This window comes from Streptomyces sp. NPDC048111 (assembly GCF_043202815.1).
In the GTDB taxonomy this organism is placed as follows: Bacteria; Actinomycetota; Actinomycetes; order Streptomycetales; family Streptomycetaceae; genus Streptomyces.
The window spans coordinates 494,884-521,707 of the sequence record NZ_JBIDBD010000003.1 but is presented as its reverse complement, the minus strand read 5'-3'; the positions used below and the strand labels follow the sequence as shown (position 1 = coordinate 521,707).

The 26,824-nt window shown below is 73.6% G+C and carries 17 protein-coding genes; 10 read left to right on the top strand and 7 right to left on the bottom strand.

From position 1 onward, the window contains the following. Positions 1–307: 307 nt before the first annotated feature. The gene (locus ACGF3I_RS10060; RefSeq protein ID WP_393130150.1) at positions 308–1,765 is read right to left on the bottom strand and encodes a nitrate/sulfonate/bicarbonate ABC transporter ATP-binding protein; all 1,458 of its coding nucleotides are present in this window, start codon (positions 1,763–1,765) and stop codon (positions 308–310) included. Between the two features lie 100 nt (positions 1,766–1,865). Next, positions 1,866–3,614, bottom strand: a complete 1,749-nt coding sequence (locus ACGF3I_RS10055; RefSeq protein ID WP_393130149.1) for an ABC transporter permease — start codon at positions 3,612–3,614, stop codon at positions 1,866–1,868. A gap of 578 nt (positions 3,615–4,192) precedes the next feature. Between ACGF3I_RS10055 and rsgA the strand changes: the two genes are divergently transcribed. The 4 genes from rsgA to asnB all read left to right on the top strand — a co-directional run bounded on the left by rsgA (position 4,193) and on the right by asnB (position 10,645). Beyond that, on the top strand, positions 4,193–5,344 hold the full coding sequence (gene rsgA / locus ACGF3I_RS10050) for a ribosome small subunit-dependent GTPase A (protein ID WP_393130148.1): 1,152 nt from the start codon (positions 4,193–4,195) through the stop codon (positions 5,342–5,344). Between the two features lie 660 nt (positions 5,345–6,004). Further along, positions 6,005–7,372, top strand: a complete 1,368-nt coding sequence (locus ACGF3I_RS10045) for a bifunctional transcriptional activator/DNA repair enzyme AdaA (protein ID WP_393130217.1) — start codon at positions 6,005–6,007, stop codon at positions 7,370–7,372. A 138-nt stretch (positions 7,373–7,510) separates the two neighbouring features. Then, entirely contained in the window at positions 7,511–8,611 is a 1,101-nt protein-coding gene (locus tag ACGF3I_RS10040; protein WP_393130147.1) for a calcium:proton antiporter, read from the top strand. Positions 8,612–8,803: 192 nt separating this feature from the next. Further along, positions 8,804–10,645, top strand: a complete 1,842-nt coding sequence (gene asnB, locus ACGF3I_RS10035) for an asparagine synthase (glutamine-hydrolyzing) (RefSeq protein WP_393130146.1) — start codon at positions 8,804–8,806, stop codon at positions 10,643–10,645. Position 10,646: 1 nt separating this feature from the next. Here asnB and ACGF3I_RS10030 read toward each other — a convergent pair whose 3' ends face one another. From ACGF3I_RS10030 to ACGF3I_RS10020, 3 genes are all read right to left on the bottom strand, one after another. Beyond that, positions 10,647–11,036, bottom strand: a complete 390-nt coding sequence (locus tag ACGF3I_RS10030) for a PPOX class F420-dependent oxidoreductase (protein WP_393130145.1) — start codon at positions 11,034–11,036, stop codon at positions 10,647–10,649. Positions 11,037–11,171: 135 nt separating this feature from the next. Then, the gene (locus ACGF3I_RS10025; protein WP_393130144.1) at positions 11,172–11,654 is read right to left on the bottom strand and encodes a DUF456 domain-containing protein; all 483 of its coding nucleotides are present in this window, start codon (positions 11,652–11,654) and stop codon (positions 11,172–11,174) included. 66 nt (positions 11,655–11,720) lie between these two features. Beyond that, positions 11,721–12,701, bottom strand: coding sequence for a helix-turn-helix domain-containing protein (locus ACGF3I_RS10020; protein WP_393130143.1), 981 nt, complete (start codon positions 12,699–12,701; stop codon positions 11,721–11,723). A gap of 189 nt (positions 12,702–12,890) precedes the next feature. Here ACGF3I_RS10020 and ACGF3I_RS10015 point away from each other — a divergent pair, with 189 nt between their 5' ends. The 5 genes from ACGF3I_RS10015 (at position 12,891) to ACGF3I_RS09995 (ending at position 23,665) form a co-directional block, all read left to right on the top strand. Beyond that, positions 12,891–16,670 carry a S8 family serine peptidase gene (locus tag ACGF3I_RS10015; protein WP_393130142.1) on the top strand — a complete coding sequence of 1,260 codons (3,780 nt, stop codon included), beginning with the start codon at positions 12,891–12,893 and terminating at the stop codon, positions 16,668–16,670. A gap of 144 nt (positions 16,671–16,814) precedes the next feature. Next, positions 16,815–18,017: a protein phosphatase 2C domain-containing protein gene (locus tag ACGF3I_RS10010; protein ID WP_393130141.1), complete on the top strand. Its 1,203-nt coding sequence runs from the start codon at positions 16,815–16,817 to the stop codon at positions 18,015–18,017. Between the two features lie 27 nt (positions 18,018–18,044). Then, on the top strand, positions 18,045–19,787 hold the full coding sequence (locus tag ACGF3I_RS10005) for a pyruvate dehydrogenase (RefSeq protein WP_393130140.1): 1,743 nt from the start codon (positions 18,045–18,047) through the stop codon (positions 19,785–19,787). A gap of 705 nt (positions 19,788–20,492) precedes the next feature. Then, positions 20,493–22,397: a protein kinase gene (locus ACGF3I_RS10000; RefSeq protein WP_393130139.1), complete on the top strand. Its 1,905-nt coding sequence runs from the start codon at positions 20,493–20,495 to the stop codon at positions 22,395–22,397. An 800-nt stretch (positions 22,398–23,197) separates the two neighbouring features. After that, entirely contained in the window at positions 23,198–23,665 is a 468-nt protein-coding gene (locus tag ACGF3I_RS09995; RefSeq protein ID WP_393130138.1) for an ATP-binding protein, read from the top strand. 1 nt (position 23,666) lies between these two features. Here the strand turns inward: ACGF3I_RS09995 and ACGF3I_RS09990 are convergent, their stop codons facing one another. Next, complete coding sequence (locus tag ACGF3I_RS09990) at positions 23,667–24,728, bottom strand: DUF2637 domain-containing protein (protein ID WP_393130137.1); 1,062 nt, start codon at positions 24,726–24,728, stop codon at positions 23,667–23,669. A gap of 193 nt (positions 24,729–24,921) precedes the next feature. Then, positions 24,922–25,770, bottom strand: coding sequence for a (2Fe-2S)-binding protein (locus tag ACGF3I_RS09985; RefSeq protein ID WP_393130136.1), 849 nt, complete (start codon positions 25,768–25,770; stop codon positions 24,922–24,924). Positions 25,771–25,892: 122 nt separating this feature from the next. Between ACGF3I_RS09985 and ACGF3I_RS09980 the strand changes: the two genes are divergently transcribed. Then, on the top strand, positions 25,893–26,750 hold the full coding sequence (locus ACGF3I_RS09980; RefSeq protein WP_393130135.1) for a GntR family transcriptional regulator: 858 nt from the start codon (positions 25,893–25,895) through the stop codon (positions 26,748–26,750). Positions 26,751–26,824: the final 74 nt, after the last annotated feature.

Here is a 26,824-nt window from a genome sequence, read left to right as displayed (position 1 = left end):
CAGGGGCGCGGGGAACGGCGCGAGAAGCGCCCATGGCCCGCGGCCGACGGGGGGTTTAGGGGCGCGGGGAACGGCGCGAGAAGCGCCCATGGCCCGCGGCCGACGGGGGGTTTAGGGGCGCGGGGAACGGCGCGAGAAGCGCCCATGGCCCGCAGCCGACCGGGGGTTTGGGGGCGCGGGGAACGGCGCGAGAAGCACCCACGGCCCGCAGCCGACCGGGGGTTTGGGGGCGCGGGGAACTGCGCAAAAAGCCCCGGCTCCCGGCCTCCCCCCCCGCACCCCCGGCGGAGCCGCCCCCCCCCCCAACTCACCCCAACCGATACTCCTCCCGCTCCGCGTCATACCCGTACAGCTCCCCGTACCGCCCCCAATCCGTAGCCGTCTCCAACTGCCCCCCCACCTGCTCGCTCGTGAAGTGGTGGGCCAGCACGTCACGGAAGAAGCCCGCACGCAGCGTGCCGTCGGGGCTCTGGCGGAGGCTGGTCGTGATGAGCCGCACGAGCGGCGCGTCCGGCGCCGCCGCCGCGAAGATCTCCTTGGACGCCCGCACATCCGCCCCCGCGAACGCCACCCCCCGCTCGGTCAGGACCAGATCGTCACCGCCGACGGAGGCGAAGCCGAGCAGTTCGAGCGCGTCGACCAGCGGCAGGACGTCGTCGACCTCCAGACCGAGGTCGTCGGCGAGGTCCGCGAGGTCGCAGCCGCCGCCCCGGTGGGCCACCATTTCCGCGAGCCCGGAAAGCCCGTCCACGCTCGCCGCGGGCAGCGGGGTGTCGGCGAGCGTACGCCGATCACCCTCGGCACCGGCACCGGCACCGGCACCGGCACCGGCACCCGCCCCCGCGCCGCGGCCCTCCCCACCTTCGCCCCGTGCCTCGCCGCCCCCCTCGCCGCGCCCGGGCAGCGCGACGCCCCGGTGGGTCTCCTTGGGGCGGCCCGTCATCGTGCGGTAGACGCGGTCGATGAGCTCGTCGAACGCGGGCGCCTCGCGGTCGCGCGGCCGCTCAAGACCCACCTCGAAGGTCTCGCGGATCGTGCCGTACGGACGTGAGCCGAGCACCACGATCCGGTCGGCCAACAGGACGGCCTCTTCGATGTTGTGGGTGACCAGGACGATCGCCCGGGTCGGGAACTGGCCCGACTCCCACAGCTCCATCAGCTCGCCGCGCAGGTTCTCCGCGGTCAGCACGTCGAGCGCGGAGAACGGCTCGTCCATCATCAGCACGTCCGGTTCGACCACCAGCGCCCGTGCGAAGCCGACGCGCTGGCGCATGCCGCCCGACAGCTCCTTGGGGTACGCCGACTCGAAGCCGTCGAGGCCGATGAGGTCGATGGCCTGGCGCGCCGCGTCGGACCGCGCGTCCGCCGGTACGCCCCGGGCCTCGAGGCCCAGCTCGACGTTCTGCCGCACGGTCAGCCAGGGCAGCAGCGCGAAGGTCTGGAACACCATGGCAGTACCGGGGTTGGCCCCGGTCAGCGGCGTGCCGCGGTAGGACACCGTGCCGGAGCTCGCCGGCACGAGGCCGGCCAGACAGCGCAGCAGCGTCGACTTGCCCGAGCCCGACTTGCCGAGCAGCGCGACGACTTCGCCTGCCCGCACCTGGAGGTCGATGCCGCCGAGGACGGGCAGCTCGCCGTCGGCACCGGCGTACGCCTTGGTGAGGCCGACGGTTTCGAGCAGGATCTCGCCGTCGGCCGGGCGGGGGGCCCGCGGGGCGGCCGCGTGCCGTGCGCCGCGCAGGGCGCGGAGGGTGTGCAGAACCATGAGGGAGCTCCAGGGTCGATCGGGGTGCCGGACGTTCGAGGCGTCCAGCAGCAGAAGGAGGGGAGGCCGTGTCGCGTGGTGTGTCGGTGGTGCGGAGCCGTCACAGGGCGAAGCGGGTGTCGGCGAGCCGGTACAGGCGGCGCCACAGCAGGCGGTTGAGGCCGACCACGTACAGGCTCATCACCGCCACACCGGCCAGCAGATGGGGGAAGTCGCCCGCCGCGGTGGCCTCGGCGATGTACGCGCCGAGCCCGGTGGCGGTCAGCGTGGTGCCGCCGAAGGTGACGACCTCCGCGACGATCGAGGCGTTCCAGGCGCCGCCCGACGCGGTGATGCCGCCGGTCACGTACGCGGGGAAGACGCCGGGCAGGATCAGCCGTTTCCAGCGCTGCCACCCGCGTACGCCGAGGTCGTCCATGGCCTCGCGCAGATCGCTCGGGATCGCCATGGCGCCCGCGATGGTGTTGAAGAGGATGTACCACTGGGCACCGAGCGCCATCAGCAGGATGCCGCCGATGTCGATCGACAGGCCGGTCTTCAGGAAGAACCAGACGGCGAGCGGGAAGAGGAAGTTGGCGGGGAAGCTCGCGAGGACCTGCACGGCGGGCTGGGCGATGCGGGTGAGCCGCGGCGAGAAGCCGATCTTCACCCCGATCGGCACCCAGACGACGGTGGCGGCGGCCACCAGGACCACGACCCGGGCCAGTGTGGCGAGGCCCAGCAGCAGGGGTTCGCCGAAGACACCGAGGCCGGTCTCGTCCCGCAGATAGCGGCCGAGGTCGAACAGGCCCCACAGGACGAGCCCGCCCGCGACGACGCCGAAGACGATGTCCCCGGTGAGCCGTCGCGCCCCGTCCGTGTGCAGCGCGCGGTCGTCGGTGCCGAAGACCCGCCCGGCCCTGCTCAGGGCCCGCCCGAGCGGGCGCAGCGCCCCGCCGAGCAGCCGGGGCCAGTGCGAGCGCCGCAGGAGGTCGAGGACGACCGAGCGCTGGGTCTCGCTCGCCTCGGACTGCTCGTTCTTGAACTTCTCCGCCCAGGCCGTCAGCGGGCGCCAGAACAGGAAGTTCACACCGATGACCATGACGGCCATGGTCAGGATCGCCCAGCCGACCTTGCCGAGGTCGCCGTCGGCGATGGCGGCGCCCGCGTACGAACCGACGCCGGGCAGCGCGTAGTCCTTGTTGTTGACGCTGATGGCTTCGGAGGCGACGAGGAAGAACCAGCCGCCGCCGAAGCTCATCATCCCGTTCCAGACGAGGCTGATCGTCCCGGAGGGCAGCTCGACCTTCCAGAACCGCATCCACCGGGTGAACCCGAACGACCGTGACAGCTCGTCGAGTTCGCGGGGGAGCGAGGTCAGCGAGTGGTAGAGGCCGAACGTCATGTTCCATGCCTGCGAGGTGAAGATCGCGAAGATCGACGCGCATTCGAGGCCGAGCAGGGATCCGGGGAACAGCGCGATGAAGCCGCTGACGGCGACCGTCAGGAAGCCGAGCACGGGCACCGACTGGAGGATGTCGAGCGCGGGGATCAGGACGCGTTCCAGGCGCCTGCTCTTGGCGGCGGCGAGGGCGTACCCGAAGGTGAAGACCGTGGAGAGGGCGAGCGCGACGAACATGCGGAGCAGTGAGCGCGCCGCGTCGTACGGCAGCCGGGCCGGATCGGTGTCGACCCTGATCGACTGGTCGGTGGAGAAGCGGACCGTGGTCCCGTGGCCGACCTGGAGCACGACGTAGAAGAGCACGAGCACGGCCGCGGCGACCACCGCGTCGACCCAGGTCAGCCGGGCCAGGCGCCCGGCGAAGCGGGAGGCCGGCCGCGTGGCGGAGCCGGCCGTCCGGAACGACATCACAAGAAACCTCCGACAGGTACCTGCGACCACACTGCGGGCACAACGGCCCCGGGGGCGCGACCGCGCACCCCGGCGTGGCGGAGCCCGACGCAGTGGGAAGGAGGGCGGGGGAGAGGGTGAGAGGGGGAGAGTCAGCTGTGCCCGGCGGGGCGCTGCGGACTGGGAGGATCCGCGTCCATGGCTGCCCCCTCTCGGTGATGGTGTCCGGCTCGGTGACGGTGTCCGGCGACTCTCGCAGTCTGCACCCTCCTTGCATCGATACGCAAATAGCGGGCTCGTGAGGCCCAGAGCTGAGCCGGGGTGGGGGCGCGGACGGTGGAGGCGGACGGGGCGAACAATTCGGTGGCGCGGCCGGACCATCCCGCCCTAGAGTCAGGGCTGTTGGAGCGGGGCGACGAAATGTCGTCGCCGGTGATGAGACGTGTTCGGGAGGTGTGAACGATGGCTGTCGTTGCGAAGGGCGCTGCCCGCATTCCGAAGTTCGTCTCTCACATCCCCGTGGTCTCCGGCTGACCGACTCATCTCTTCCCACGCCTGTGCGCGTGGCGCCGGGGCCGCCCTTCGAAGGGTTCCCCTTGTCTTCCTCGTTCTCCGCGTGGCACGACTCCCCGTTCCACGAGTTCAACGACGCCGAGTCCAACACCTCGGCCCCCTCGCGTCCGCTCGCCGCCTACGGCTGGGACGACGCCTGGGCCGACGCCTTCGCCCCGTACGCCGAGCAGGGCCTGGTGCCCGGCCGGGTGGTACGGGTCGACCGCGGCCAGTGCGACGTCGTGACCGCCGACGGCACCCTGCGCGCCGACACCGCGTTCGTCACCCCGCACGACCCGCTGCGGGTCATCTGCACCGGTGACTGGGCCGCCGTCGAACCGGTCGGCGACCCGCGCTTCGTACGGACGTATCTGCCGCGCCGCACCGCCTTCGTGCGCAGTACCTCCTCCAACCGGTCCGAGGGGCAGATCCTCGCGGCCAACGTCGACCACGCGGTCATCGCGGTGTCGCTCGCCCTGGAACTCGACCTCGGCCGCATCGAGCGGTTCCTGGCGCTGGCCTGGGAGTCGGGCGCGGTCCCGCTCGTCGTGCTCACCAAGGCCGACCTGGTGCCCGATCCGGTGGGACTCGCCTACCTCGTCCAGGACGTCGAGACCGCGGCGCCGGGGGTGCGGGTGCTGCCGGTCAGCGCGACCACCGGGGAGGGCGTGGACGCCCTCGCCGCGGTGGTCGCCGGCGGGACCAGTGTCCTGCTCGGGCAGTCCGGCGCGGGCAAGTCCACGCTCGCCAACGTGCTGCTCGGCGAGGACGTCATGGCCGTACAGTCCGCGCGGGAGGTGGACGGCAAGGGCCGCCACACCACGACCACCCGCAACCTCCTGGTGCTGCCCGGCGGGGGAGTTCTGATCGACACCCCGGGCCTGCGGGGTGTCGGCCTCTACGACGCCGGGGCGGGGGTCGGGCAGGTCTTCGCCGAGATCGAGGAACTGGCCACGGGCTGCCGCTTCCACGACTGCTCCCACCAGGCGGAGCCCGAGTGCGCGGTGCTGGCCGCGATCGAGGACGGCTCGCTGGCGCACCGCCGCCTGGAGAGCTATCGCAAGCTGCTGCGCGAGAACCAGCGGATCGTGGCCAAGACGGATGCGCGTTTGCGGGCGGAGATGCGGCGGGACTGGAGGATCAAGGGGGCGGTGGGGCGCGCCAACAGCGCCCTGAAGCGAGGCCACCTCCGCTGACCCCTGGGGGCCCGCCCCCCTCTACCCGGGGCGGCCCCGGGCCCCCGGCGGGTACCCACCCGGGGGCCGCGGGGGGTCGCTCGCGCAGTTCCCCGCGCCCCAGGGGGTTGACCTTCGGCCGGGTTGTTGTGCTGCGCGGCGCGCGCTAAGTAGTTGGCTGCGGGCCGTGCTCGCTTCTCGCGCAGTTCCCCGCGCCCCTGGCAGGGCTGGTGTCGGGCCGCATGCGTAGCCCGGCCTGCCTTGCGCGGTTCCCCGCGCCCCCAGGGGGTTGACCTCTGGCCGGGTTGTGGGGTTGCGCGGCGCGCGCAAGATAGTCGGCTGCGGGTCGTGGTCGCTTCTCGCGCAGTTCCCCGCGCCCCTAACTGCACCGGCGCTGGCCCGCACCGGCATCCTCAGCCCGTCCGGCGTTTGAGGACGAGCGCCGTTCAGGCGCGATGGGGGTTTGGGGCGGAGCCCCAGGGCCAGGCACCCTCCAACCCCCGTCACGGGCGGGCGGGTGGGCAGCACCCTCGGGGTCTGGGGCGGAGCCCCAGGGCTCAGCCGGTTCAACCCGCTGCACGGGCGGGTGGGTGGGCAAGCCCCCCGGCACGGCCCGCGCCGGAGCTTGGTGTCCGGAAGCCGCCAGCCCCCGGCAGGGAAACCCCGCAGACTGAACCCGTGATGGACCAAGACGCCCAGTACGAGGCGGTCAGCAGCAGAGACGCCCGGTTCGACGGAGAGTTCTTCTTCGCCGTCGCGACCACGGGCATCTACTGCCGCCCGAGCTGCCCCGCCGTCACCCCCCGCCGCAAGAACGTCCGGTTCTTCCCGAGCGCCGCCGCCGCCCAGAGCAACGGCTTCCGCGCCTGCCGCCGCTGCCGGCCGGACGCTGTGCCCGGCTCCGCCGCGTGGAACGCCCGGGCCGACGTCGTGGGCCGGGCCATGCGCATGATCGGGGACGGCGTGGTGGACCGGGAAGGAGTGCCGGGGCTCGCCACCCGGCTCGGCTACAGCACCCGCCAGGTCCAGCGCCAGCTGACCGCGGAGGTGGGCGCGGGCCCGGTCGCCCTGGCCCGCGCCCAGCGCGCCCACACGGCACGGGTGCTGCTCCAGACCACCGGGCTGCCGGTCACCGAGATCGCCTTCGCCGCCGGCTTCGCCAGCGTGCGCCAGTTCAACGACACCGTCCGGCAGATCTACGCCCGTACCCCCAGCGCCCTGCGCGAGGAGGCCGGCGCCCGCTCGGCCGGGTCCGGTGTCACCGCCGCCGGGATCCCGCTGCGCCTGGCCTACCGCGGCCCGTACGCGACCCGGGAGACCTTCGACCTGCTGGCCGCCGAGGCCGTACCCCGCGTGGAGGAGGTCACCGGCGAGCCCGGCGCCCGTACCCACCGGCGCACCCTGCGCCTGCCGCACGGCAGCGCGGTCGTCTCCGTGGACGAGGCCGCCCCCGCGCACACCGCCGCCCGCCAGGGCTGGCTCGAAGCCCGGATCCACCTCACCGATCTGCGCGACCTGACCACCGCCGTCCAGCGCCTGCGCCGCCTGTTCGACCTGGACGCCGACCCGTACGCCGTCGACGAACGCCTCGGCGCCGACCCGCGCCTCGCCCCGCTGGTCGCCCGCACCCCGGGACTGCGCTCGCCCGGCGCCGCCGACCCCGAGGAGTGCGCGGTGCGGGCGCTGGTCGGAAGGGACGGCGCGGCCGGCCTCGTCGAGACGTACGGCAAGCGCCTCGACGTGCCCTGCGGCGAGCTCACCCACACCTTCCCCGAGCCCGCGCTGCTCACCGGCCACCCCGACCCGCGCCTCGCGGCGCTCGCGACGGCGCTCGCGGACGGCGCCCTGCGCCTGGACGCGGGGGCCGACCGCGACGAGGCCACGCGGATCCTGGCTGCCCTGCCCGGCCTGGACGAGGAGACCGTCGACGCCATCCGCACCCGCGCGCTCGGCGATCCCGATGTGGGCCCGGCGGCCGAGGACACCTGGCGGCCCTGGCGCTCCTACGCCCGCCGCCACCTCGCGGTCGCCTCCGCACGGGTGCGCTGACCCCGTACATGCGCGGCGGCCAACGCAACCTCCGGGCACGGCAGCCGAACGAGTCCCCCCCCACGCGCCCGCCCCCGTCCCGGAGCCGGCGCAGTAGTCCGACGGGCGGGGCCCGGCCTCTTCTGGGAACGTCGAGGCATGATCCGTCTCGCGCGCCTGCCCCTGGACCGCTGGTCGGCCGTCGTGCCCCCGCTCGCCCTCGTGCTGCTCGCCCTGACCTGGGGGCGTTCGCTGCCCGGCTGGCTGGTAGCGGTGGTCGCCTGTTTCCTGGCCGGTGCGGTGCTCGCCGCGGTCCACCACGCCGAGGTGGTCGCGCACCGGGTGGGCGAACCCTTCGGATCCCTGGTGCTCGCGGTCGCGGTGACGGTCATCGAGGTGGCCCTGATCGTCACCCTGATGTCGGACGGCGGCGACAAGAGCGCCTCGCTCGCCCGCGACACCGTGTTCGCCGCCGTGATGATCACCTGCAACGGCATCGTCGGGGTGTGCCTGCTGGTCGGCGCACTGCGCCGCCGGCTCGCGGTCTTCAACGCCGAGGGCACCGTGACGGCCTTCGCCACGGTCACCACCCTGGCCGGCCTCAGCCTCGCGCTGCCCACGTTCACCACCAGCAGGCCGGGCCCCGAGTTCTCACCCGCCCAACTGGTCTTCGCCGCCATCGCCTCGGTGTTCCTGTACGGGCTCTTCGTCGCCACCCAGACCGTGCGCCACCGCGACTACTTCCTGCCGGTGACCCAGCAGGGCGAGGTCATGCGGGACGACGACCACGCCAACCCGCCCTCCGCGCGCACCGCCTGGACCAGCGTGGCCCTGCTGGCGGTGGCGCTCGTCGCGGTGGTGGGACTGGCCAAGGGCGTCTCGCCCACCATCGAGAGCGGGGTGGCGGCGGCCGGGCTCCCCGCCTCGGTGGTCGGCGTCGTGATCGCTCTGCTCGTGCTGCTGCCCGAGACCATCGCCGCGGTGCGCGCCGCCCGGCGCGACCGCGTCCAGACCAGTCTCAACCTGGCGCTCGGCTCGGCGATGGCCAGTATCGGGCTCACCATTCCAGCCGTCGCGCTCGCCACGATCTGGCTGTCCGGGCCGCTGGTCCTCGGCCTCGGCGCGAGCCACATGGTGCTGCTGGCCCTGACCGTCCCGGTCGGCATCCTGACGGTGGTGCCGGGCCGCGCGACCCTGATGCAGGGCGGTCTGCACCTCTCGCTGTTCGCCGCGTACATCGTGCTCGCGGTCAGCCCGTGACCCGCCCGGGTCCCGGCCCGTACCGCCCGCCTTCCGACCGATCGGCCGACGCATTCAAGTCACGTGCTTCCAGGCCCTGTTGACGGGCCGCCCTGCCGAGCCACACGATCGAAAGGTAGGTAGTTGCTCCATACATCCGTCCCGTCGGCGGTACGTCCCCCCTCCGGCCGGAACGGCGAGGCAGGAGGCACCATGTGTGGCATCACCGGCTGGATCTCCTTCGACCGTGAACTGCGCGACGAGCGGGACACCCTGGACGCGATGACCGAGACGATGGACTGCCGCGGTCCCGACGACCGCGGCGTCTGGGCCGCGGGGCCGGCCGCGCTCGGCCACCGCAGGCTCGCGATCATCGACCTCCCGGGCGGGCGCCAGCCCATGACCGTCGAGGCCGACGGCCGCAGCGTCACCCTCGTCTACTCCGGCGAGGCCTACAACTTCACCGAGCTGAAGGCCGAACTCGCCACCCGCGGGCACCGGTTCACCACCGACTCCGACACCGAGGTCGTCCTGCACGGCTACCTCGAATGGGGCGAGGCCGTCGCCGAACGCCTCAACGGCATGTACGCCTTCGCGATCTGGGACGAGCGCGTCCAGCGCCTCGTCATGATCCGCGACCGGATGGGCATCAAGCCCTTCTACTACTACGAGACCGCCGACGGCGTGCTCTTCGGCTCCGAGCCCAAGGCGATCCTCGCCAACCCGCTGGCCCGCCGCTCGGTCTCGCTCGACGGGCTGCGCGAACTGTTCACCATGGTCAAGACGCCCGGCCACGCGGTGTGGGACGGCATGAGGGAGGTCGAGCCCGGCACCGTCGTCACCGTCGACCGCGGCGGCCTGCGCACCCACACCTACTGGTCGCTCGAAACCCGTGCGCACGACGACGACCGCGCCACCAGCATCGCCCGTGTCCGCGAACTGCTCGACGACATCGTCCGGCGCCAGCTCGTCGCCGACGTGCCCCGCTGCATGCTGCTCTCCGGCGGCCTCGACTCCTCCGCCCTGACCGCCATCGCCGCCCGTCAGCTCGGCGAGGTCGGCCAGCAGGTGCGCAGCTTCGCGGTGGACTTCGTCGGCCAGACCGAGAACTTCGTCGCCGACGAACTGCGCGCCACCCCCGACACCCCCTACGTCCACGACGTGGCCCGCACCTCCGGCACCCTCCACCAGGACATCGTCCTGGACGCAGAGGCGCTCGCCGACCCCGAGGTGCGCGCCAAGGTGATCCGCGCCCGTGACATCCCCATGGGCTTCGGCGACATGGACGCCTCGCTCTACCTGCTGTTCAAGGCGATACGCGAGCACTCCACGGTCGCCCTGTCCGGAGAGTCCGCGGACGAGGTCTTCGGCGGCTACAAGCAGTTCTTCGACGAGGAGGCCCGCAGCGCCGACACCTTCCCCTGGCTCGTCAAGTTCGCCGAGCAGTTCGGCGACGACTCGGGTCTGCTCCGCCCGGACCTGACCGCCGCCCTCAACGTCCCCGCCTACGTCAAGGACTCCTACGACACCGCCGTGGCGGGCATCCAACGGCTGGACGGCGAAAGCGACTTCGAGTACCGGATGCGCAGGATCAGCCACCTCCACCTCACCCGGTTCGTGCGCATCCTGCTCGACCGCAAGGACCGCGCGAGCATGGCCGTCGGCCTCGAAGTGCGCGTCCCGTTCTGCGACCACCGCCTCGTCGAGTACGTCTACAACGCGCCCTGGGCGGTGAAGTCCTTCGACGGGCGGGAGAAGAGCCTGCTGCGCGAGGCGGCGAAGGACGTCCTGCCGCGGACCGTGTACGACCGCGTCAAGAGCCCCTACCCCTCCACCCAGGACCCGAAGTACGCCACCGCCCTCCAGGGCCACGCCAAGGACCTGCTGGCCCGGCCCTCCCACCCGGTCTTCGACCTCATCGACCGCGACGGGCTGCGCCGGGCCGCCGAGGTGAGCGCCCCGCAGATCCACCAGGCCTCGCGCCGCGGCCTGGAGCGCACCCTCGACCTCGCGATCTGGCTCGACCTGTACAAGCCGCAGCTCAACTTCGCCTGATTCAGGACCGGTTGGGGCCCGGATCCTCTTCCAGGCCCCAACTGTGGATCTTGCGCGGCCGGATGCGGATGAGCTCCTCGCTGAAGTGCGGTCCCAGATCGTGCGGCCCGGTGAGGAGTTCGGCCGTGCCGCGGATCTCGACGCCCCGCACCTTCCAGGGGCGCACGCTCACCACGTCGTCGACCACCAGGGCGGCCTTCGGGTTGCCCCGGAGGTTGCGCCACTTCTTGGTCGTGCCGAGCGCGTAGCCGCCGATGAGGATCGTCCCGTCGTCCTGCGGGAAGAAGCCGACGGGGTTGGCCTGCGGCTGGCCCGTGGCGTCCACCGTGGCCAGTCGGCCAAGTCGCTGGCCCTTGAGGTAGACGCGCTCGGCCTCGCTGAATTCGCTCATGGGCCCACCCTCACACGGCCCGAGCACCCCCGTCATCGGGATGTGGACCCAGGTCCTCGGACGTAGGCCCGGCCCCCCCCCGTTCGGCCGCGCGCCGCACCGCCGTGAAAGACCCCCGCCCCCGCACCACCGCCCTCAGCCCCACACCACCGCGCCCACCCAGGCCCCCACGATCAGCAGACACGCGAAGAGTTCGGCCAGCACCGACGAGCCGCCCGCGCGCAGGATCGCGCGGGCCGAGGCCCAGCCGTCCCCGCGGCTGCCGAGCCGCACCCGCTCGGCCCCGTAGAGCCCGCCGACGAACCCGGCGATGCCGCCGACCACCGGCAGCACGAAGAACCCCGCGACCGCCGCCGCACCCGCGGTGAGCACCGAGCGCCGGGACACCCCGGCCGCCTTGAAGCGGCGCGGCGGCAGGAAGGGGCGCAGGGCCTGGTTGAGGAGGAGGACGCCGGTGGCCCCCGCGAGCACCGCCCAGGCGAGCCCCGTGATGTCGTCGAGCGCCCACCACGCCACCGCGGCCCACACGATCGCCTGCCCGGGCACGCCGGGCACCAGCACCCCGCACAGGCCCATCAGCATCACCGCCCCCACCACGAGGAGCTGCCACACGCTCATCTGCCCAGGGTGCAGGAACCGGCGCGTTCCCGCAGTTCCGGGCATCGCGGTCCCCTCGGGCGGAGCTCAGCGCGCCACCCAGCCCCGCTCGTAGGCGTGCCAGCCCAGCTGGAGGCGGGTCGTCACCCCCGTCAGCTCCATCAGGCCCTTGACCCGGCGCTGCACCGTCCGCAGCCCGAGGTCCAGCTGCTTGGCGGCGCTGGCGTCGGTCATCCCGGCGAGCAGCAGCGACAGGATCTCCAGATCGGTCGCGTCCGGGCCCCGGCCCTCCGTCACCACGCTCCGTCCGCCGCTGCCGAGCCGCAGCGGAAGGGCGTCCTTCCACACCGCCTCGAAGAGGCCCATCAGGGATTCGAGCAGCCCGCTCGCGTGCACCACCAGCGCGGCCGGCTCCGCGTCGCGCCCGGTCAGCGGCACCATCGCCAGACTGCGGTCGGCCACGACCAACTTGGTGGGCACCCGGTCCACCGTCCGCACCTGCTCGTCGCGACCGAGCGCGGCCGACAGCTCGACGATCCCGGCGGGCAGCGACAGCACCTCGCGCTCGATCACCACCCGGTAGACCACCCCGCGCGTCGAGGCCCGCTCCTCGGACTCGTTGTCCATGCCGGTGACCGCCACCGGTCTGCCCGTCACCAGGGCGCACACCTCTTCGGCCGCCCCGAGCTGGAGCTGGTGGAAACGGTGGGCCACCGCGCTCGCCCCGGTCACCACCTCGACCAGGTCGTGCACGGCGGGCTCGGCCGCCTCCGCCCGGTACTCCGAGGCGAGCAGCGCCGCCGCGAGCTCGGCCTGGTCCAGCTCGTGACGCTGCTGGGTGAGCAGCGCGCCGAGCGCGACCCCGGGCGGCGCGGCCACCCACCGGCCGGTGCGCGCCGAGGACTGGGCGGCCAGGCCGTGCCGCTCCAGCCGGCGCAGTGCGCGCTCGGTCTCGCTCTCGGGCAGCGCGAGCCGGTGTGCGAGGTCGGTCACCTCGGCCGCGCCCACCGCGACGAGCGCGCGGTACGCCGACTCCTGCGTCTCGTCGAGACCTATCGCTCCCAGCACCCCGGACCGCCTCTCTCACCTGCGCGCTGGCGGGAAGCCGCCCCGGCGCAAACCCGCCGCGCAACATCATCACCGTATCGGCCGCCGCTCTGCCACTGTCGAGCCACCGCAGCACCAACAGCCTCCGGACACAGGGGACATGCGTCCTTCGGCGCGGTGTTCCCTGTCCGGATTCACCTGGGGAGAGCGATGCGCCCGATATCGCGCACGGCACTGGGGATGGCGAGCGCCGCCGCCCTCGCCGTCACCGCGGTGGCGCCGTCCGTGGCAGCGCCACACCACGACGACGCAGCCGCCGCCAAGAGACCACTCGTCGGCAGCGCCGCGAGCAGCGCCGGGAAACCGGCCACCGTCACCCTGGTCACCGGGGACAGGGTCGTGGTGAGCAGGGACGGCTCCGGCACGCCCACCGGTGTCACCGCGCTGCCGCGCGACGACGGCTCCGTCCCGCTCGTGCAGACCAGGAGGTCGGGCGACGAGCTGTACGTCTACCCCGACGGCGCGGCGCACGCGCTGGCCGCCGGCCGGGTCGACGAGGAGCTGTTCAACGTCTCCGGGCTCATCCGCCAGGGCTACGACGACGCGCACAGCAGGACGATCCCGCTGATCGCCGTGTACGACGGCCCCGCCGCGCGGTCCGCCGCCGCCCTGCCGCGCGGCGCGAAGGCCGGTGTGCGCCTGCCCTCGGTCAACGGCACGGCCCTCACCGTGGACAAGGCGAAGGCCGCACAGGCCTGGGACGACATCGCCGACTCCCGTACGCGGAGCGCCACTTCGGGCGTCAAGAAGCTGTGGCTCGACCGCAAGGTGAGCGCGTCGCTCGACCGCTCGGCCCGGCAGATCCGTGCCGACCTCGCCTGGGCGGCCGGATACGACGGCAAGGGCACCAAGGTCGCCGTCCTCGACACCGGAGTGGACGCCGAACACCCCGACCTCAAGGGCCGTATCGCCGCCGCCAAGAACTTCACCGACTCGCCCGACACCGAGGACCGCCAGGGCCACGGCACCCACACCACCTCCACGGTCGGCGGCTCGGGCGCCGCGAGCGACGGCAGGAAGAAGGGCATCGCGCCCGGCACCGACCTGCTGGTGGGCAAGGTGCTCAACGACTCCGGCTCGGGCGACAGTTCCTGGATCATCGCCGGGATGCAGTGGGCCGTGGACAACAAGGCCGACGTGGTCTCGATGTCGCTCGGCAGTCCCGAACCGACCGACTGCACCGACCCGATGAGCACCGCCGCCCAGGAACTCGCCACCCGCGCCCCGCACACCCTGTTCGTCGTCGCGGCGGGCAACGCGGGCCCGAGCCTGAACACCGTGTCCTCGCCCGGCTGCGCACCCGGCGTCCTCACCGTCGGCGCCGTCGACCGCGACGACACCACGGCGAGCTTCTCCAGCCGCGGCCCGGCCCCCTTCACCCACACCCTGAAGCCCGAGATCACCGCACCCGGGGTCGGCATCTCCGCCGCCAACGCGGGCGGCCGGGGCGTCTACGCGTACCAGACGATGTCCGGCACGTCGATGGCCACGCCGCACGTCGCGGGCGCCGCCGCCATCGTCAAGCAGCGCCACCCCGACTGGACCGCGCAGCAGATCAAGGCCGCGCTCGTCTCGTCCGCCCACAGCGGCGTCCCCGGGGACGTGCGCGAGACCGGCGGCGGCCGGCTCGACGTCAAGGCCGCCATCGACGAGACCGTACTCGGCGCGCCCGCCGTGCAGGCCGGCACCTTCGACTGGCCGCAGGACAAGAGCGACCGCACCACCGTGGACGTGCCCTACACCAACGTCTCCGATCACCCCGTCACGCTCGCCCTCGCGGTCGCCGGCGTCACCGGCAACGACGGCTCCGCCGTCAACTCGGCGGTCGCCAGGCTGAGTTCGCGCTCGGTCACGGTGCCCGCCGGCGCCACCGTCAAGGTGCCGCTGGGCATCGACCCGACCGCCCGGCTCAAGGCCGCCCAGTACGGCGACGTCACCGGGCGGGTGCTCGCCACGGCGAACGGCGTGCGGGTCTCCACCCCGTTCTCCCTGTACGTCGAGCCCGAGACGGTCACCCTGCGCGTCAAACTGGTCGACCGCCAGGGCGGGCCGGCCGCCGGCGCCTCCTCGCTCGACGTCATCGGCACCGACACCGCGACCGGCGAGCGCCGCTTCAACGAGGGCGCCGCCGACCAGGTCTACCGGCTGCGTCCCGGTGCCTACTTCGTCTCCTCCTTCGTCACGTCCGGCGACCCGGCCGACGCCACCGGGGCGACCATCGGCTCGGTCAGCTACCTCGCCCGCCCGCAGCTCGACCTGAGGAAGGACACCACCCTCGTCCTGGACGCCCGCACGGCACACCGGCTCACGGTGCGCACCGACCGGCCCAGCGAAGTACGCACCACCACCCTGGACTTCGCCCGCTCCTGGGGCGGCCAGTGGCTGCACTCCGGCTCCCTCAGCGGCTCGCGCCTGATCAAGGACTACTTCGCCGACGTCCAGGGCGACGCCCGCACCGGCGACTTCGAGTTCGGCAGTTACTGGCGGGCCTACGCCCCGCAGTTCGAGCAGTTCGGCGCGGTCGGCGGCCCCGCCCTGCACCCGCTCACCGCGAGCGTCGGCTCCGACAACCTGGACGGCACCGGGCAGGCGGCGCTGGTGGACGCGGGCAGGGGCAGCCCCGAGGAGCTCAAGGCTGCCGGGGTCGCGGGGAAGATCGCCTTCGTGGCGGTGCCCGACGACGACGCGTCGGTCCTGACCCTCGGCAGGAACGCCCAGGCGGCCGGTGCCAAGGCGCTGCTCGTGCACCGCCCGTCCGCCGGACGCTGGCTGCCCACGTACGGGTTCGCGGGCGGCGGCCCGCTGCCCGCGCTCGCCGTGGAGGCGGGCGAGGCCAAGGCGCTCGCCGACCGCCTGTCGGGCGGCCCGGTCACCCTGCGCTGGAAGGCCACCGCGCGGAGCCCCTACGTCTACAACCTGGGATTCCCCGAGGACGGCCGCATCGGCGCCGACCGCGTCTACCGGGCACGGGACGGACAGCTCGGCCGCACCATCTCCACCTACCACTCGATGGGCGTGCCCGCCGACTTCATCGACGGGGTGTCCGCCCACCGCCCCGACGGAGCGGGGCCGGTCAGCGTCTCCGGCATCGACCTGGTCTCCGTCCCCTCCACCCGCACCGAGTACTACACGCCCGGCCCCACCGCGTGGGACCACTTCGTCTCGTCGAGCTTTCCCTTCGGCGAGTTCATGCTCTCCCCGGCCACCGTCCACCGGCCCGGCAGGCAGACGGCGGAGAGCTGGTACGACGGGGTGCTCGGCCCCGACGCCGGGCGCGACGCGACGGGCAGGCCCCTGCTCGCCGCCGAGCGACAGGGCAACCTGATCGGCTTCGCCCCGAACATGTGGGGCGACTCCTCGCACAGCGCCCAGCCCGGCTCGTTCGGCGACATCGGCTCCCTGCTGCTGCGCCGCAACGGCGAGGACTACGACAGCAGCGGCTGGCCGTCGGGGGTGTTCACCGTCCCCGCGGACGACGCGGCGTACGAACTCGTCAGCGACAACCAGAAGATCGGGCCGTCCGGATCGGTGTGGAAGCGCTCGCAGGAGGTCGTCACGAGCTGGCGGTTCCGCTCGCACCAGGAGGCGGACGTCTACTCGCAGGGCATCCCGCTCCTCTTCCCGCGCTACGACGTCCCCGAGGACGGCCTCAAGACGGTCCCGGCGAGCGACGGGCAGCGGATCGTGCTCTCCGCCACCGGGCACGCGGGCTACACGCCGGCCGCCCTGGTCTCGGCCGGGCTGTCGTACTCGTACGACGGCGGGACCACCTGGACCAAGGCCAAGTGCACGCAGCGGAACGGGAGTTGGACCGTCACCGTGAACCACGCGGGGGCGGCCGCCAAGAACGTGACCCTGAGGACGGAACTGACCGACGCCAACGGCAACTCGGTCACCCAGACCGTGGTGAACGCCTACGCGGTGCGTTAGCCACGAGGCCGGTCCGCCGGGTGTCCCTCCCGTGGGGGGGTGGGGCCGCCCGGCGGGCCCCCGGCCGTCCTGCGACACTTGTCCGTTGAGCACATTTTCCCGATGCCCCGTTTTCGTATGCCTCCCGCGGTGGACACTATGGGCATGAGTCAGCAGGGGGAGAGGCCGACCCGGGACGACGACTGGTGGAACCGGCTGTACGACGAGCCGGCTCCGGACGCCGCCGCTCCCGACCGGTCGGGCGACAGCCTGGACGACCGGTTCGACTCGGCTTCGCAGACGGTCGGTCGCCGTGACGACCCCGCCCCGCCCACCGGGGCGCCCCCTGCGCCGCTCACCGCCCCGCCCGAGACGTTCGTGCCGCTGCCCCGGCCGCGTCCCGGACACGTGGGGGACGGCCCGCCCACCTATGAGGCCGAGCCCACCGCGCTGCCCACCGCCCGGCCCGACGAACTCGGCGACCTCGTGGCCGACACCGTGCTGGACGGCGCGCGGTACGGCGCCTACGTCCTGCGCGCCGCCTCCTCGCGCGGCGACTCGGCCCGCTACCGCGGTGAGCCGCGCCGCGACGCGCTGCTCACCGCCAGATTCGGCAGCGGCGAGAACGCCCTCGTCCTGGTGGCCGTGGCCAGCGGCACCCGCACCAGCGAGCAGGCCCACCTCGCCGCCGCCGACGCGTGTCACTGGATCGGCGGTGCCATCGGCCGCAGCCGGCACCGCCTCGCCGAGGACATCAGGGCGGGCCGCCGGGGCGACCTCAAGTCGGGGCTGCACCGGCTCACCGACCGCAGCTACGGCATGCTGCGGGCCCGGGCCGCGGAGCTGGGCGCGCAGCCCGAGGACTACACCGCCACCCTGCGCTGCCTGCTGCTCTCAGCCGACCCGGCCTGCCGCACCCGGGTGTTCTTCGGGGTGGGCCACGGCGGCCTCTTCCGCCTGCGCGACGGTGTGTGGCAGGACATCGAGCCCGCCGTGCCCGAGCCGGGCGCGGTCCTCGGCGAGCCCGTCGTAGGCTTCGGGTCGGCCCCGTCCGAGACCCCGCAGGGCGACCGGCTGACCATGGACCTCGGCACCGTCGAGCCCGCCCGCCCCTACATCGAGCCGCCCGCCCCGCCGTCGCAACCGTTCCGCTTCCGGGCGTCGGTCGCCCGCCCGGGTGACACCCTGCTGCTGTGCAGCGCGGGCCTGGCCGAGCCCCTTCGCGGCGAGCAGGCCCTCGCCGAGGAGCTGGCCGGACGGTGGGCCGCCCCCGAGCCGCCAGGCCTCGCGGGCTTCCTCGCCGACGTCCAACTGAGGGTGAAGGGGTACGCCGACGACCGTACGGCGGTGGCGGTCTGGGAGGCGTAACCGCATGCGCCATGGGTTGATGGACCCATGGCCAAGCAGAACGTCGCAGAGCAGTTCGTCGACATCGTCGTCCGCGCGGGCGTCAAGCGGCTGTACGGAGTCGTCGGTGACAGCCTGAACCCCGTCGTCGACGCCATCCGCCGCACCCCCGCCATCGACTGGGTCCAGGTCAGGCACGAGGAGGTCGCCGCGTTCGCGGCGGGCGCCGAGGCTCAGCTCACCGGCAGCCTGGCCGCGTGCGCCGGGTCGTGCGGGCCCGGCAACCTGCACCTCATCAACGGCCTGTACGACGCGCACCGCTCGATGGCCCCCGTGCTCGCCCTCGCCTCGCACATCCCCTCCTCGGAGATCGGCCTCGGCTACTTCCAGGAGACCCACCCCGACCAGCTCTTCCGCGAGTGCTCCCACTACAGCGAGCTGATCTCCAGCCCCCAGCAGATGCCCCGCGTGCTCCAGACGGCGATCCAGCACGCGATCGGCCGGGGCGGTGTGAGCGTCCTCGCGCTGCCCGGCGACATCGCGTCCGCGCCCGCCCCCGACAAGGCGATCGACCACGCGCTGGTGACCTCGCTGCCGTCGGTACGGCCCGGGGACGCCGAGATCGACAAGCTCGCGGCCCTCATCGACAAGGCCAAGCGCGTCACCCTGTTCTGCGGCAGCGGGACCGCCGGGGCGCACGCTGAGGTGATGGAGTTCGCCGAGCGGATCAAGTCGCCGGTGGGGCACGCCCTGCGCGGCAAGGAGTGGATCCAGTACGACAACCCGTACGACGTGGGCATGAGCGGGCTGCTCGGCTATGGCGCGGCCTACGAGGCGACCCACGAGTGCGACCTGCTGATCCTGCTCGGCACGGACTTCCCGTACAACGCCTTCCTGCCCGACGACGTGAAGATCGTCCAGGTCGACGTGCGCCCCGAACACCTGGGCAGGCGCTCGAAGTTGGACCTCGCGGTGTGGGGCGACGTGAAGGAGACGCTGCGCTCGCTCACGCCGCGGGTGAAGGTGAAGACCGACCGCAGGTTCCTCGACAAGATGCTGAAGAAGCACGCGGAAGCGCTGGAGGGCGTGGTCAAGGCGTACACCCGCAAGGTGGACAAGCACCTGCCGATCCACCCCGAGTACGTGGCCTCGGTCCTGGACGAACTCGCCGACGACGACGCGGTGTTCACGGTCGACACCGGGATGTGCAACGTCTGGGCGGCCCGCTACATCTCGCCCAACGGCCGGCGCCGCATCATCGGCTCGTTCAGCCACGGCTCGATGGCGAACGCGCTGCCGCAGGCGATCGGCGCGCAGTTCGTCGACCGCGGCCGCCAGGTGATCTCGATGTCGGGCGACGGCGGGTTCTCGATGCTGATGGGCGACTTCCTGACCCTGGTCCAGCACGATCTGCCGGTCAAGATCGTGCTGTTCAACAACTCCTCGCTCGGCATGGTGGAGTTGGAGATGCTGGTGGCGGGGCTGCCGTCGTACGGCACGACCAACCACAACCCGGACTTCGCCGCGATCGCGCGGGCGGCCGGGGCGTACGGGGTCCGCGTGGAGAAGCCGAAGCAGCTGGCCGGGGCGCTGAAGGACGCCTTCCGGCACAAGGGGCCCGCGCTGGTGGACGTGGTGACCGACCCCAACGCGCTGTCGATCCCGCCGAAGATCAGTGCGGACATGGTGTCGGGGTTCGCGCTGTCCGCGGGGAAGATCGTGCTGGACGGTGGGGTGGGCCGCATGCTCCAGATGGCCCGCTCCAACCTGCGCAACGTCCCCCGCCCCTGACCCGGGGCGACCCCGGACCCCCTTCCACGAGGTGCCTCGCGCCCCTGCCAGGACTGGTGTCGGCCCGCACGTGAATCCCGGCCTGCCTCGCGCAGTTCCCCGCGCCCCTGACCCCCCGGTCGTGTGCGGGTCGTGGTCGCTTCTCGCGCAGTTCCCCGCGCCCCTGGCGGGACCGGGGCTCGTCCGCACGTGTGTCCCGGCCTGCCTTGCGCAGTTCCCCGCGCCCCTGAACCCGCTGTCGGCCTCGCACCGTGCGTGGCTGGTCGCGCAGTTCCTCGCGCCCCTAAAAACGTCTATCGGGTGCGGACCGTGCCCGCTTGCTCGCGCAGTTCCCCGCGCCCCTTAACTGCTCGGTGCTGGGCAGCGCCAGGCCACCTCAGCCCGTCCGGCGTTTGAGGACGAGCGCCGTTCAGGCGTGAAGGGGGGTTCGGGGGCGCAGCCCCCGAAAGGGGTGCAGGGGACGCAGTCCCCGCGCAGGGGTGCAGGGGGCGGAGCCCCCGGCGGGGTTCGAGGGGCGGAGCCCCTCGGGGGGTCTGGGGCGCAGCCCCGGGGCTCAGCGGGCGGGCGGGTGGGGCAAACCCCCCTCTCGGGCCCCGGCACGGACATGGGCGGAGCCCAGGGGCTCGGGCCGGACGGGCAACAGGCGTTACGCTCAACCCAGTTACGCCGATGACCAGGCGAGAAGGGCCGGGGGGCCACACCATCATGAGCAGTACCAACGGGGACGGGAACGGGTCGGCACGGGGCCCGAAGGACGACGACTACGTCAACGGCGGCATCAAGCCACTCGCCGTGGGCGACCCCGCCCGCATCGGCCCGTACCTGCTGCTGGGCCGTCTGGGCGCGGGCGGCATGGGCCGGGTGTTCCTGGCGCGATCGGACAGCGGCCGTACCGTCGCCGTCAAGGTCGTGCACGAGGAGCACGTGTCCGACGAGCAGTTCAGGGCGCGGTTCCGGCGCGAGATCGAGGCCGCGCGCAAGGTCGGGGAGCGCTACACCGCGCCGGTGCTGGACGCGGGGCCCGAGGACGAGCCGCCGTGGGTCGCCACCGGATACGTCCCCGGCCTCTCGCTGGAGCAGATCGTACGGCGGCACGGCCCGCTGCCCGCCACGTCCCTGTACGCCCTGGCGGAAGGGCTGTTGAGAGCGCTCAAGGACATCCACGGCGCGGGCATCGTGCACCGCGACCTCAAGCCGTCCAACGTGATGCTGACCGTCGACGGCACGAAGGTCATCGACTTCGGCATCGCGCGGGCCCTGGAGACGTCCGTGGAGTCCCTGCTGACCAGCACGGGCATGGCCGTCGGCTCGCCCGGCTTCATGTCCCCGGAGCAGGTGCGCGGCCAGAGCGCCGGGGCCAAGAGCGACGTGTTCACCCTCGGGTGCGTCCTCACGTACGCCGCGACCGGACAGCTGCCGTTCGGGCACGGGGCGAGCAACCAGCACGCCGTGATGTTCCAGATCGTGGAGGGCGAGCCCGACCTGGCGGGCGTCGAGGACGACGCGCTGCGCGCGCTGATCAGCCGGTGCCTGGCCAAGGACATCGACCAACGGCCGGGCGTGGACGAGCTGTTGGCGGACCCGGAGCGGCCCCGCCCCGGTACGGCGCGCGGCGCCTGGCTGCCCGCCCGCATCGTCGCGCGCCTGGCCCAGCAGTCCGCGCGGCTGCTGGACGCCGAGGCGGCGCCGCTGCGGGAGGCACCCGTGGACCGCCCGACCGTCGGTCTGCGCCCGGCGCCCGGGCAGGACGTACCGGCCCCGGCGGGCGGCGCCGTCACGCTGCGGGAGCCCGGGCCCGGGCCCAAGGAGCGGGAGCGCCGTCGGCGCAGGCTGATCGTGCTGCCCGTGATCGCGGTGCTCACCGTCGGCGGCGGTACGGTCGCCGTACTGCAGCCCTTCGCGAGCGACCCCGGCAAGGAGGCGCACGCCCAGGCGCCGAGCAGTTCCGCGAGCGCGAGCCTGCGTCCGAGTGCGAGCGCGAGCACCGGTGCGAGCGCGAGCGCGGGGGCCACCCCGTCCCCGAGCAACTCGCCCGGCGCGCCCGGCGGTTCACCCTCTCCGGGCCCGAGTGCCACGGACCAGGGCGCCGCCAAGGGGCCGGATGCGGGCGCCGGCGGCGGTGGCCAGAGCGCCACGGGCAACGGCGGCGCCGTGCAGTCGGGCGGCGGCCAGGGCAGCCCGTCCGGCGGTGGCGGCTCCACCCGGGGCGCTGGAAGCGGCGCGGGCGGCGGCTCGGGGTCCACCCACACGTCCGGCTCATCCGGCGGGTCGGGAGCGTCCGGCTCCACCGGCACGCCGGCCGGGTCCCCGCCGCCCGCCATGAAGGCCTACAAGCTCGAATACACCCACGGCTGCGTGGGGGCCTGCTCCATGCCGATCGCGGTGAGCTGGCCGGCGGTCTCCGGCGCGACCCGCTACGACATCCACTACACGAACAAGGGCAGCAACTTCACGAAGAAGAGCGTCGACACCATCTACTCGACCGGCGGGAGCGGTTACACCATCGACGGCCCGTACTCCGGCGACGAGATCTGCGTCGCGGTGCGCGCGGCGAACGCGTACGGCCCCTCCGCCTGGGCCGAGACGTGGTGCGGCACGGTTCCGTACTAGCCCTCGCCGTCCGGGCGGGCCCGCACCGCACCGGGCCCGGCGCGCCCCGCCCCCGCGACGGCCCCCTCCCGTGTCCCGCGTACGCGCCCTACGCCACCGCCGGCGTCACGCGTGCTCGGCGGGTCGACGGGGCGGACGGGTTGGTGTGACCCGGATGCGGCAGCGGCCCATGCCCCAACCGGTCGGGATCCCCGTACGGGATGCGGTGGGCGGGGGGACCGGACGCGATGCCCGCCGGGCGGCCCCGCGGCCCGGGCACGGCCGTGATCGCGCCCGGCGCCGGGACGCCGTGGGGCGCGGACCCGGCGCGGTCCAAGGCCGCGCGACGCGGTGCGCCCCCCGCGGAAGTCTGCCGAGCGGCCACCGCGCGCTGCCGCCGGGATATGCCGTGCGCGAGCGGAGCGACCCGGAGCGGGCGCGATCGTCGCCGTCGTTCCCCGGTGGACCCGCCCGTCACGCCGGGCCCGCCAGGGGGAACGCCGTTGGCGCTCCCGACCGGCCCGTATGCCGCCGTCAACGCCCGGCCGGGCGGCTGCGGCCCCGGCCGCTGCCGGACGCGGGGACGGGGCCCGCGACAGCAGGCCGGGCCGCCGCGCGGGGCGCACGGACGGGCGCACGCACGGCGCGGGGCGCACAGCCGCCGCGCCGCGTCCGGCGGGCCGCCGTCGCGAGCGGCGACCCGCAAGGGGGTGTCCACTGCGTCGTTGGGGAATCACCATGCGTGACCGGTGCCCGACTGGGCATGCATCCCGTGTACGTGTTCGAGGGGGAAGGGTCGTCACAACGTGCAGGTGGGGGTTATGACAGGGCATCAGGCAAGGATCGGCTCCGCGGGGGGCGGACCCGTCCGGAGACCTGGTGGGCAGCAGGGGGAGCGACGTCTGCTGCGCAGGCGGGTGGGGCACGCGGATCTGGGCGCCGTGCGGGACGTGCGCCGCGCGCTGCGGGAGCTTCTGGACGCCTCGCCGCACGCAGGGGCGACGGACGTGGCGGAACTGCTCACCAGCGAGTTGGTGACCAACGCCCTCGTGCACACCGAGCACGGCGCCGTGGTGACGGCGACGGTCGACGAGGACGGGCTGCGCGTGGAGGTGCGTGACTTCGTGGCGGCGCTGCCCACGCCGCACGCTCCGTCGGACGGCGACGGAACGCACGGCAGGGGCCTGCTGCTCGTCGAGGCGCTCGCGGACGCCTGGGGCGTGTGCGAGCACGGCATGGGCAAGGTCGTCTGGTTCGAACTCGGAGCCGGGGCGACCCCGCCGTACTGACTCACCCGAACTGCTGCTCAAGGTCCTTCAGTTTGCGCTCCAGGGAGTCGAGGCGGGGCAGGGCCTGGGTGTCGTCCTCGGCGGTGAGGTCGACGGTCCTGGCCGCCGGGGACTCAGCGGTCCCGACGGCCTGGAGGGAGGGCCGGTTGCGCAGGGGCAGCTGTCCCGGCTCGGGTATGGCCGGCTCCGCGACGGCCTTGGGCTGCGCGGAACCCGGCCCCGGGCCGATCCCCTGGACGTCGACCTGGCGGCCGCCGCTCCTGCCGCGCCCCCAGGACCGGTTCTGCCGGCTGAGCGCCTTGAAGTGCGCCCGGTCCAGCTTCTCCTGGTCCCGCCTGCGGAGCTTGTTCTCCTCCTTGGTGCGTTTGTCCTCGCGGACCTCGTCGACCGCCTCGTCCAGGGTGCGTACGTTCTCCAGGAGCATCAGCGACCAGGCGCCGAAGGTCTCCCGGGGAGCGCGCAGCCACCGGACGATCCGGATCTGCGGCAACGGCCGCGGAACCAGGCCCTGTTCGCGCAGGGCCGCCCGGCGGGTCTGCTTCAGCGCGCGGTCGAAGAGCACCGCGGCCGAGAGCGACATCCCGGCGAAGAACTGCGGGGCCCCCGCGTGGTCCATGCCGCGCGGCGCGTGCACCCAGTTGAACCAGGCGGCCGCGCCCGCGAACGTCCACACCAGCAGGCGCGAGCCGAGCGCCGCGTCGCCGTGGCTGGCCTCGCGCACCGCGAGCACGGAACAGAACATGGCAGCGCCGTCGAGGCCGAACGGGACGAGGTACTCCCAGCCGTCCGTCAGGTTGAGGTTCTGCCGGCCGAAGCCGACCAGACCGTGGAAGGAGAGCGCGGCGGCCACCGCCGCGCAGCAGAACAGGAGCACATAGGAAGCGGTGCCGTACACCGCCTCCTTCCTTCTGCGGCGCTCCTCGCTGCGCTCCCAGGAGTCGTCGCCGGTGGCGTTGTCACCGGCGCGCCTGCCGCGCGCGAGCACTACCAGAGCCACGACGACCCCCACGATCATCACGCCGCCCGGAAGCAGCCAGTCCAGCGATATGTCGGTCAGTCGCATGCGGTGTCCCTTGCATCGCGTAGGGCGTATCGGCCGCCATACTGCTCCTGCCGCGCGGGGCGGCAGGGGGTTTCGGGGCAAGAGGACGCCAACGGAGTGCGAGGGTGCTCGGATAGGGGGCAATGGCTCGAACTGCCGTGCCCGGCGCGCGAGTTGAGTTCGACTGGCGCTCACCCGGACGGGTGGCATGGACTCAGGACGCGGCGCTGAGCCGCTCCACCCGCTCCGCGTCGCAGGTGCGCGGACAGGTCACGCAGGTCTCCTCGGGGCGCACCGTGTAGAAGAAGCAGCAGCTCGCCCGGTCGCGGGTCGGCAGGGGCCGGCCGTCCGGCGCGGTCAGCTCGCGGAAGCCGGGCGTGCCCACGTACGGCTTGGCGGTGCCGGGGAGCAGCGCGTCGAGTTCGGCCATCGCGCGCGCCTCCTCGCCGAGCAGGGCGCCGACGTACCAGAGCCCCTCGACGATCTCGTCCGTCGCCATGCCCCACAGCGCCCGCCTGCCGCGCCGCATCCGCGGTCCGAAGCCGTCGAGGACCGGGCCGATGTGCTCGGCCACCGCGGCCCGCACCTCGCCCCGCAGGGCCTCCTCGTCCGCCACCACCCGGGCGCCGGGCAGGTGTGCGGCCGGATCGCCCGGCAGGCACGCGAACTCCGTCACGCGGACGGCGAACCGGCCGGACGCGCGCTGGAAGGCCGCGTCCGCCACGGGCACCCGAGGCACCCGGCGGTGCAGGAACCAGGGCACCGTGATCAGGAGGCAGGCGGGCCAGGCGTAGCGGTGGAAGCCGAAGGAGGCGATGACGTCGGGGCGGGCCTGGTGTCCGTAGTCCCGTACGACCTGGGCGTCGTCCTGGGCCAGGAACGCGTCGAGGGCCGCGCCGCCCGCCGCGAGCTCCGCCGCGCCGACCCAGCCGGCGCCGCTCGGGACCGGCTGGGTCGCGCTCAGCTCCCCGAGCCGCAGACCGGGAAACACCTCGGCGAGCCGGGCGTAGGAGTCCGCGACCGGGCTCGGCGCGGGGCTGGGCAGCAAGGTGGAGACGGCCATGCGGAACCACCGAATCACGATCGTGGACAGGTAAGGCTTACCTTAGCCGATCGGTGCGATGTTTGAACTCGTGCTTTGTCCGCCTATGGTCTGTGGGGGCAGCTGAGCCGTAGGAGGCCGGGGTGGAGCAGGGCAGAACGCGGGAGGCGGTCGTACCTCCATCCGGGTCGTCCGGGGTCCCCGGCCAGTTCCGCGGCGGCGCACCGCTGCCGCCGCCGCTGCCCGCGGCCCGTGGCGAGCACCCTCATGGCGAGCACGCCCGTGACGAGCGCGCCCGTGCCGGGGCCGCCGGGACGGGAGCCCGCGGGACAGCACGGGCCACCGGGACTGCCGGACCCGCCGCAGCCGCGCCCCGCCCGGTCCACCGCCACTCCGTGCGCGGCCAGATCCTGGCGGCCCTGCGCACCGCGCTGGTCGACGGCGAGCTCGTGCCCGGCGAGGTGTACTCGGCGCCCGCGCTCGGCGAACGGTTCGGGGTCTCGGCCACGCCCGTGCGCGAGGCGATGCAGCAGCTCAGCATCGAGGGCGCCGTCGAGGTGGTGCCCAACCGGGGCTTCCGGGTCACCGAGCGCAGCGCCCGCGAACTGGCGGAGCTCGCCGAGGTGCGGGCCCTGATAGAGGTTCCCGTCATGCTGCGTCTGGCCCGAACCGTCCCGGCGGCCCGCTGGGCCGAGCTGCGCCCCCTGGCCGAAGCCACCACCGAGGCCGCCGCCACCGGCGACCGGGCGGGCTACGCCGAGTGCGACCGCGCCTTCCACCGCGCGGTGCTCGCGCTGGCGGGCAACCAGCAGCTGGTCCAGGTCGCCGACGATCTGCACCGGCGCGCCCAGTGGCCGCTGACCGCGGCGCCGGTCGCCCGCCGCGCCGACCTGGTCGCCGACGCCGCCGAACACCTGGCCCTCCTGGACGCCCTGTGCGCCCAGAACCTGCCGGTCGTCCAGTCCCTCGTACGGGAACACTTCACCGGCTCGGCGCTCTGAGCCCTGGGCTGCCGCAACTCCCCTGCGCTTGAAGCAAGTTCGAGCGCCTGACGGGTCGTCACCATCAGCGCGCC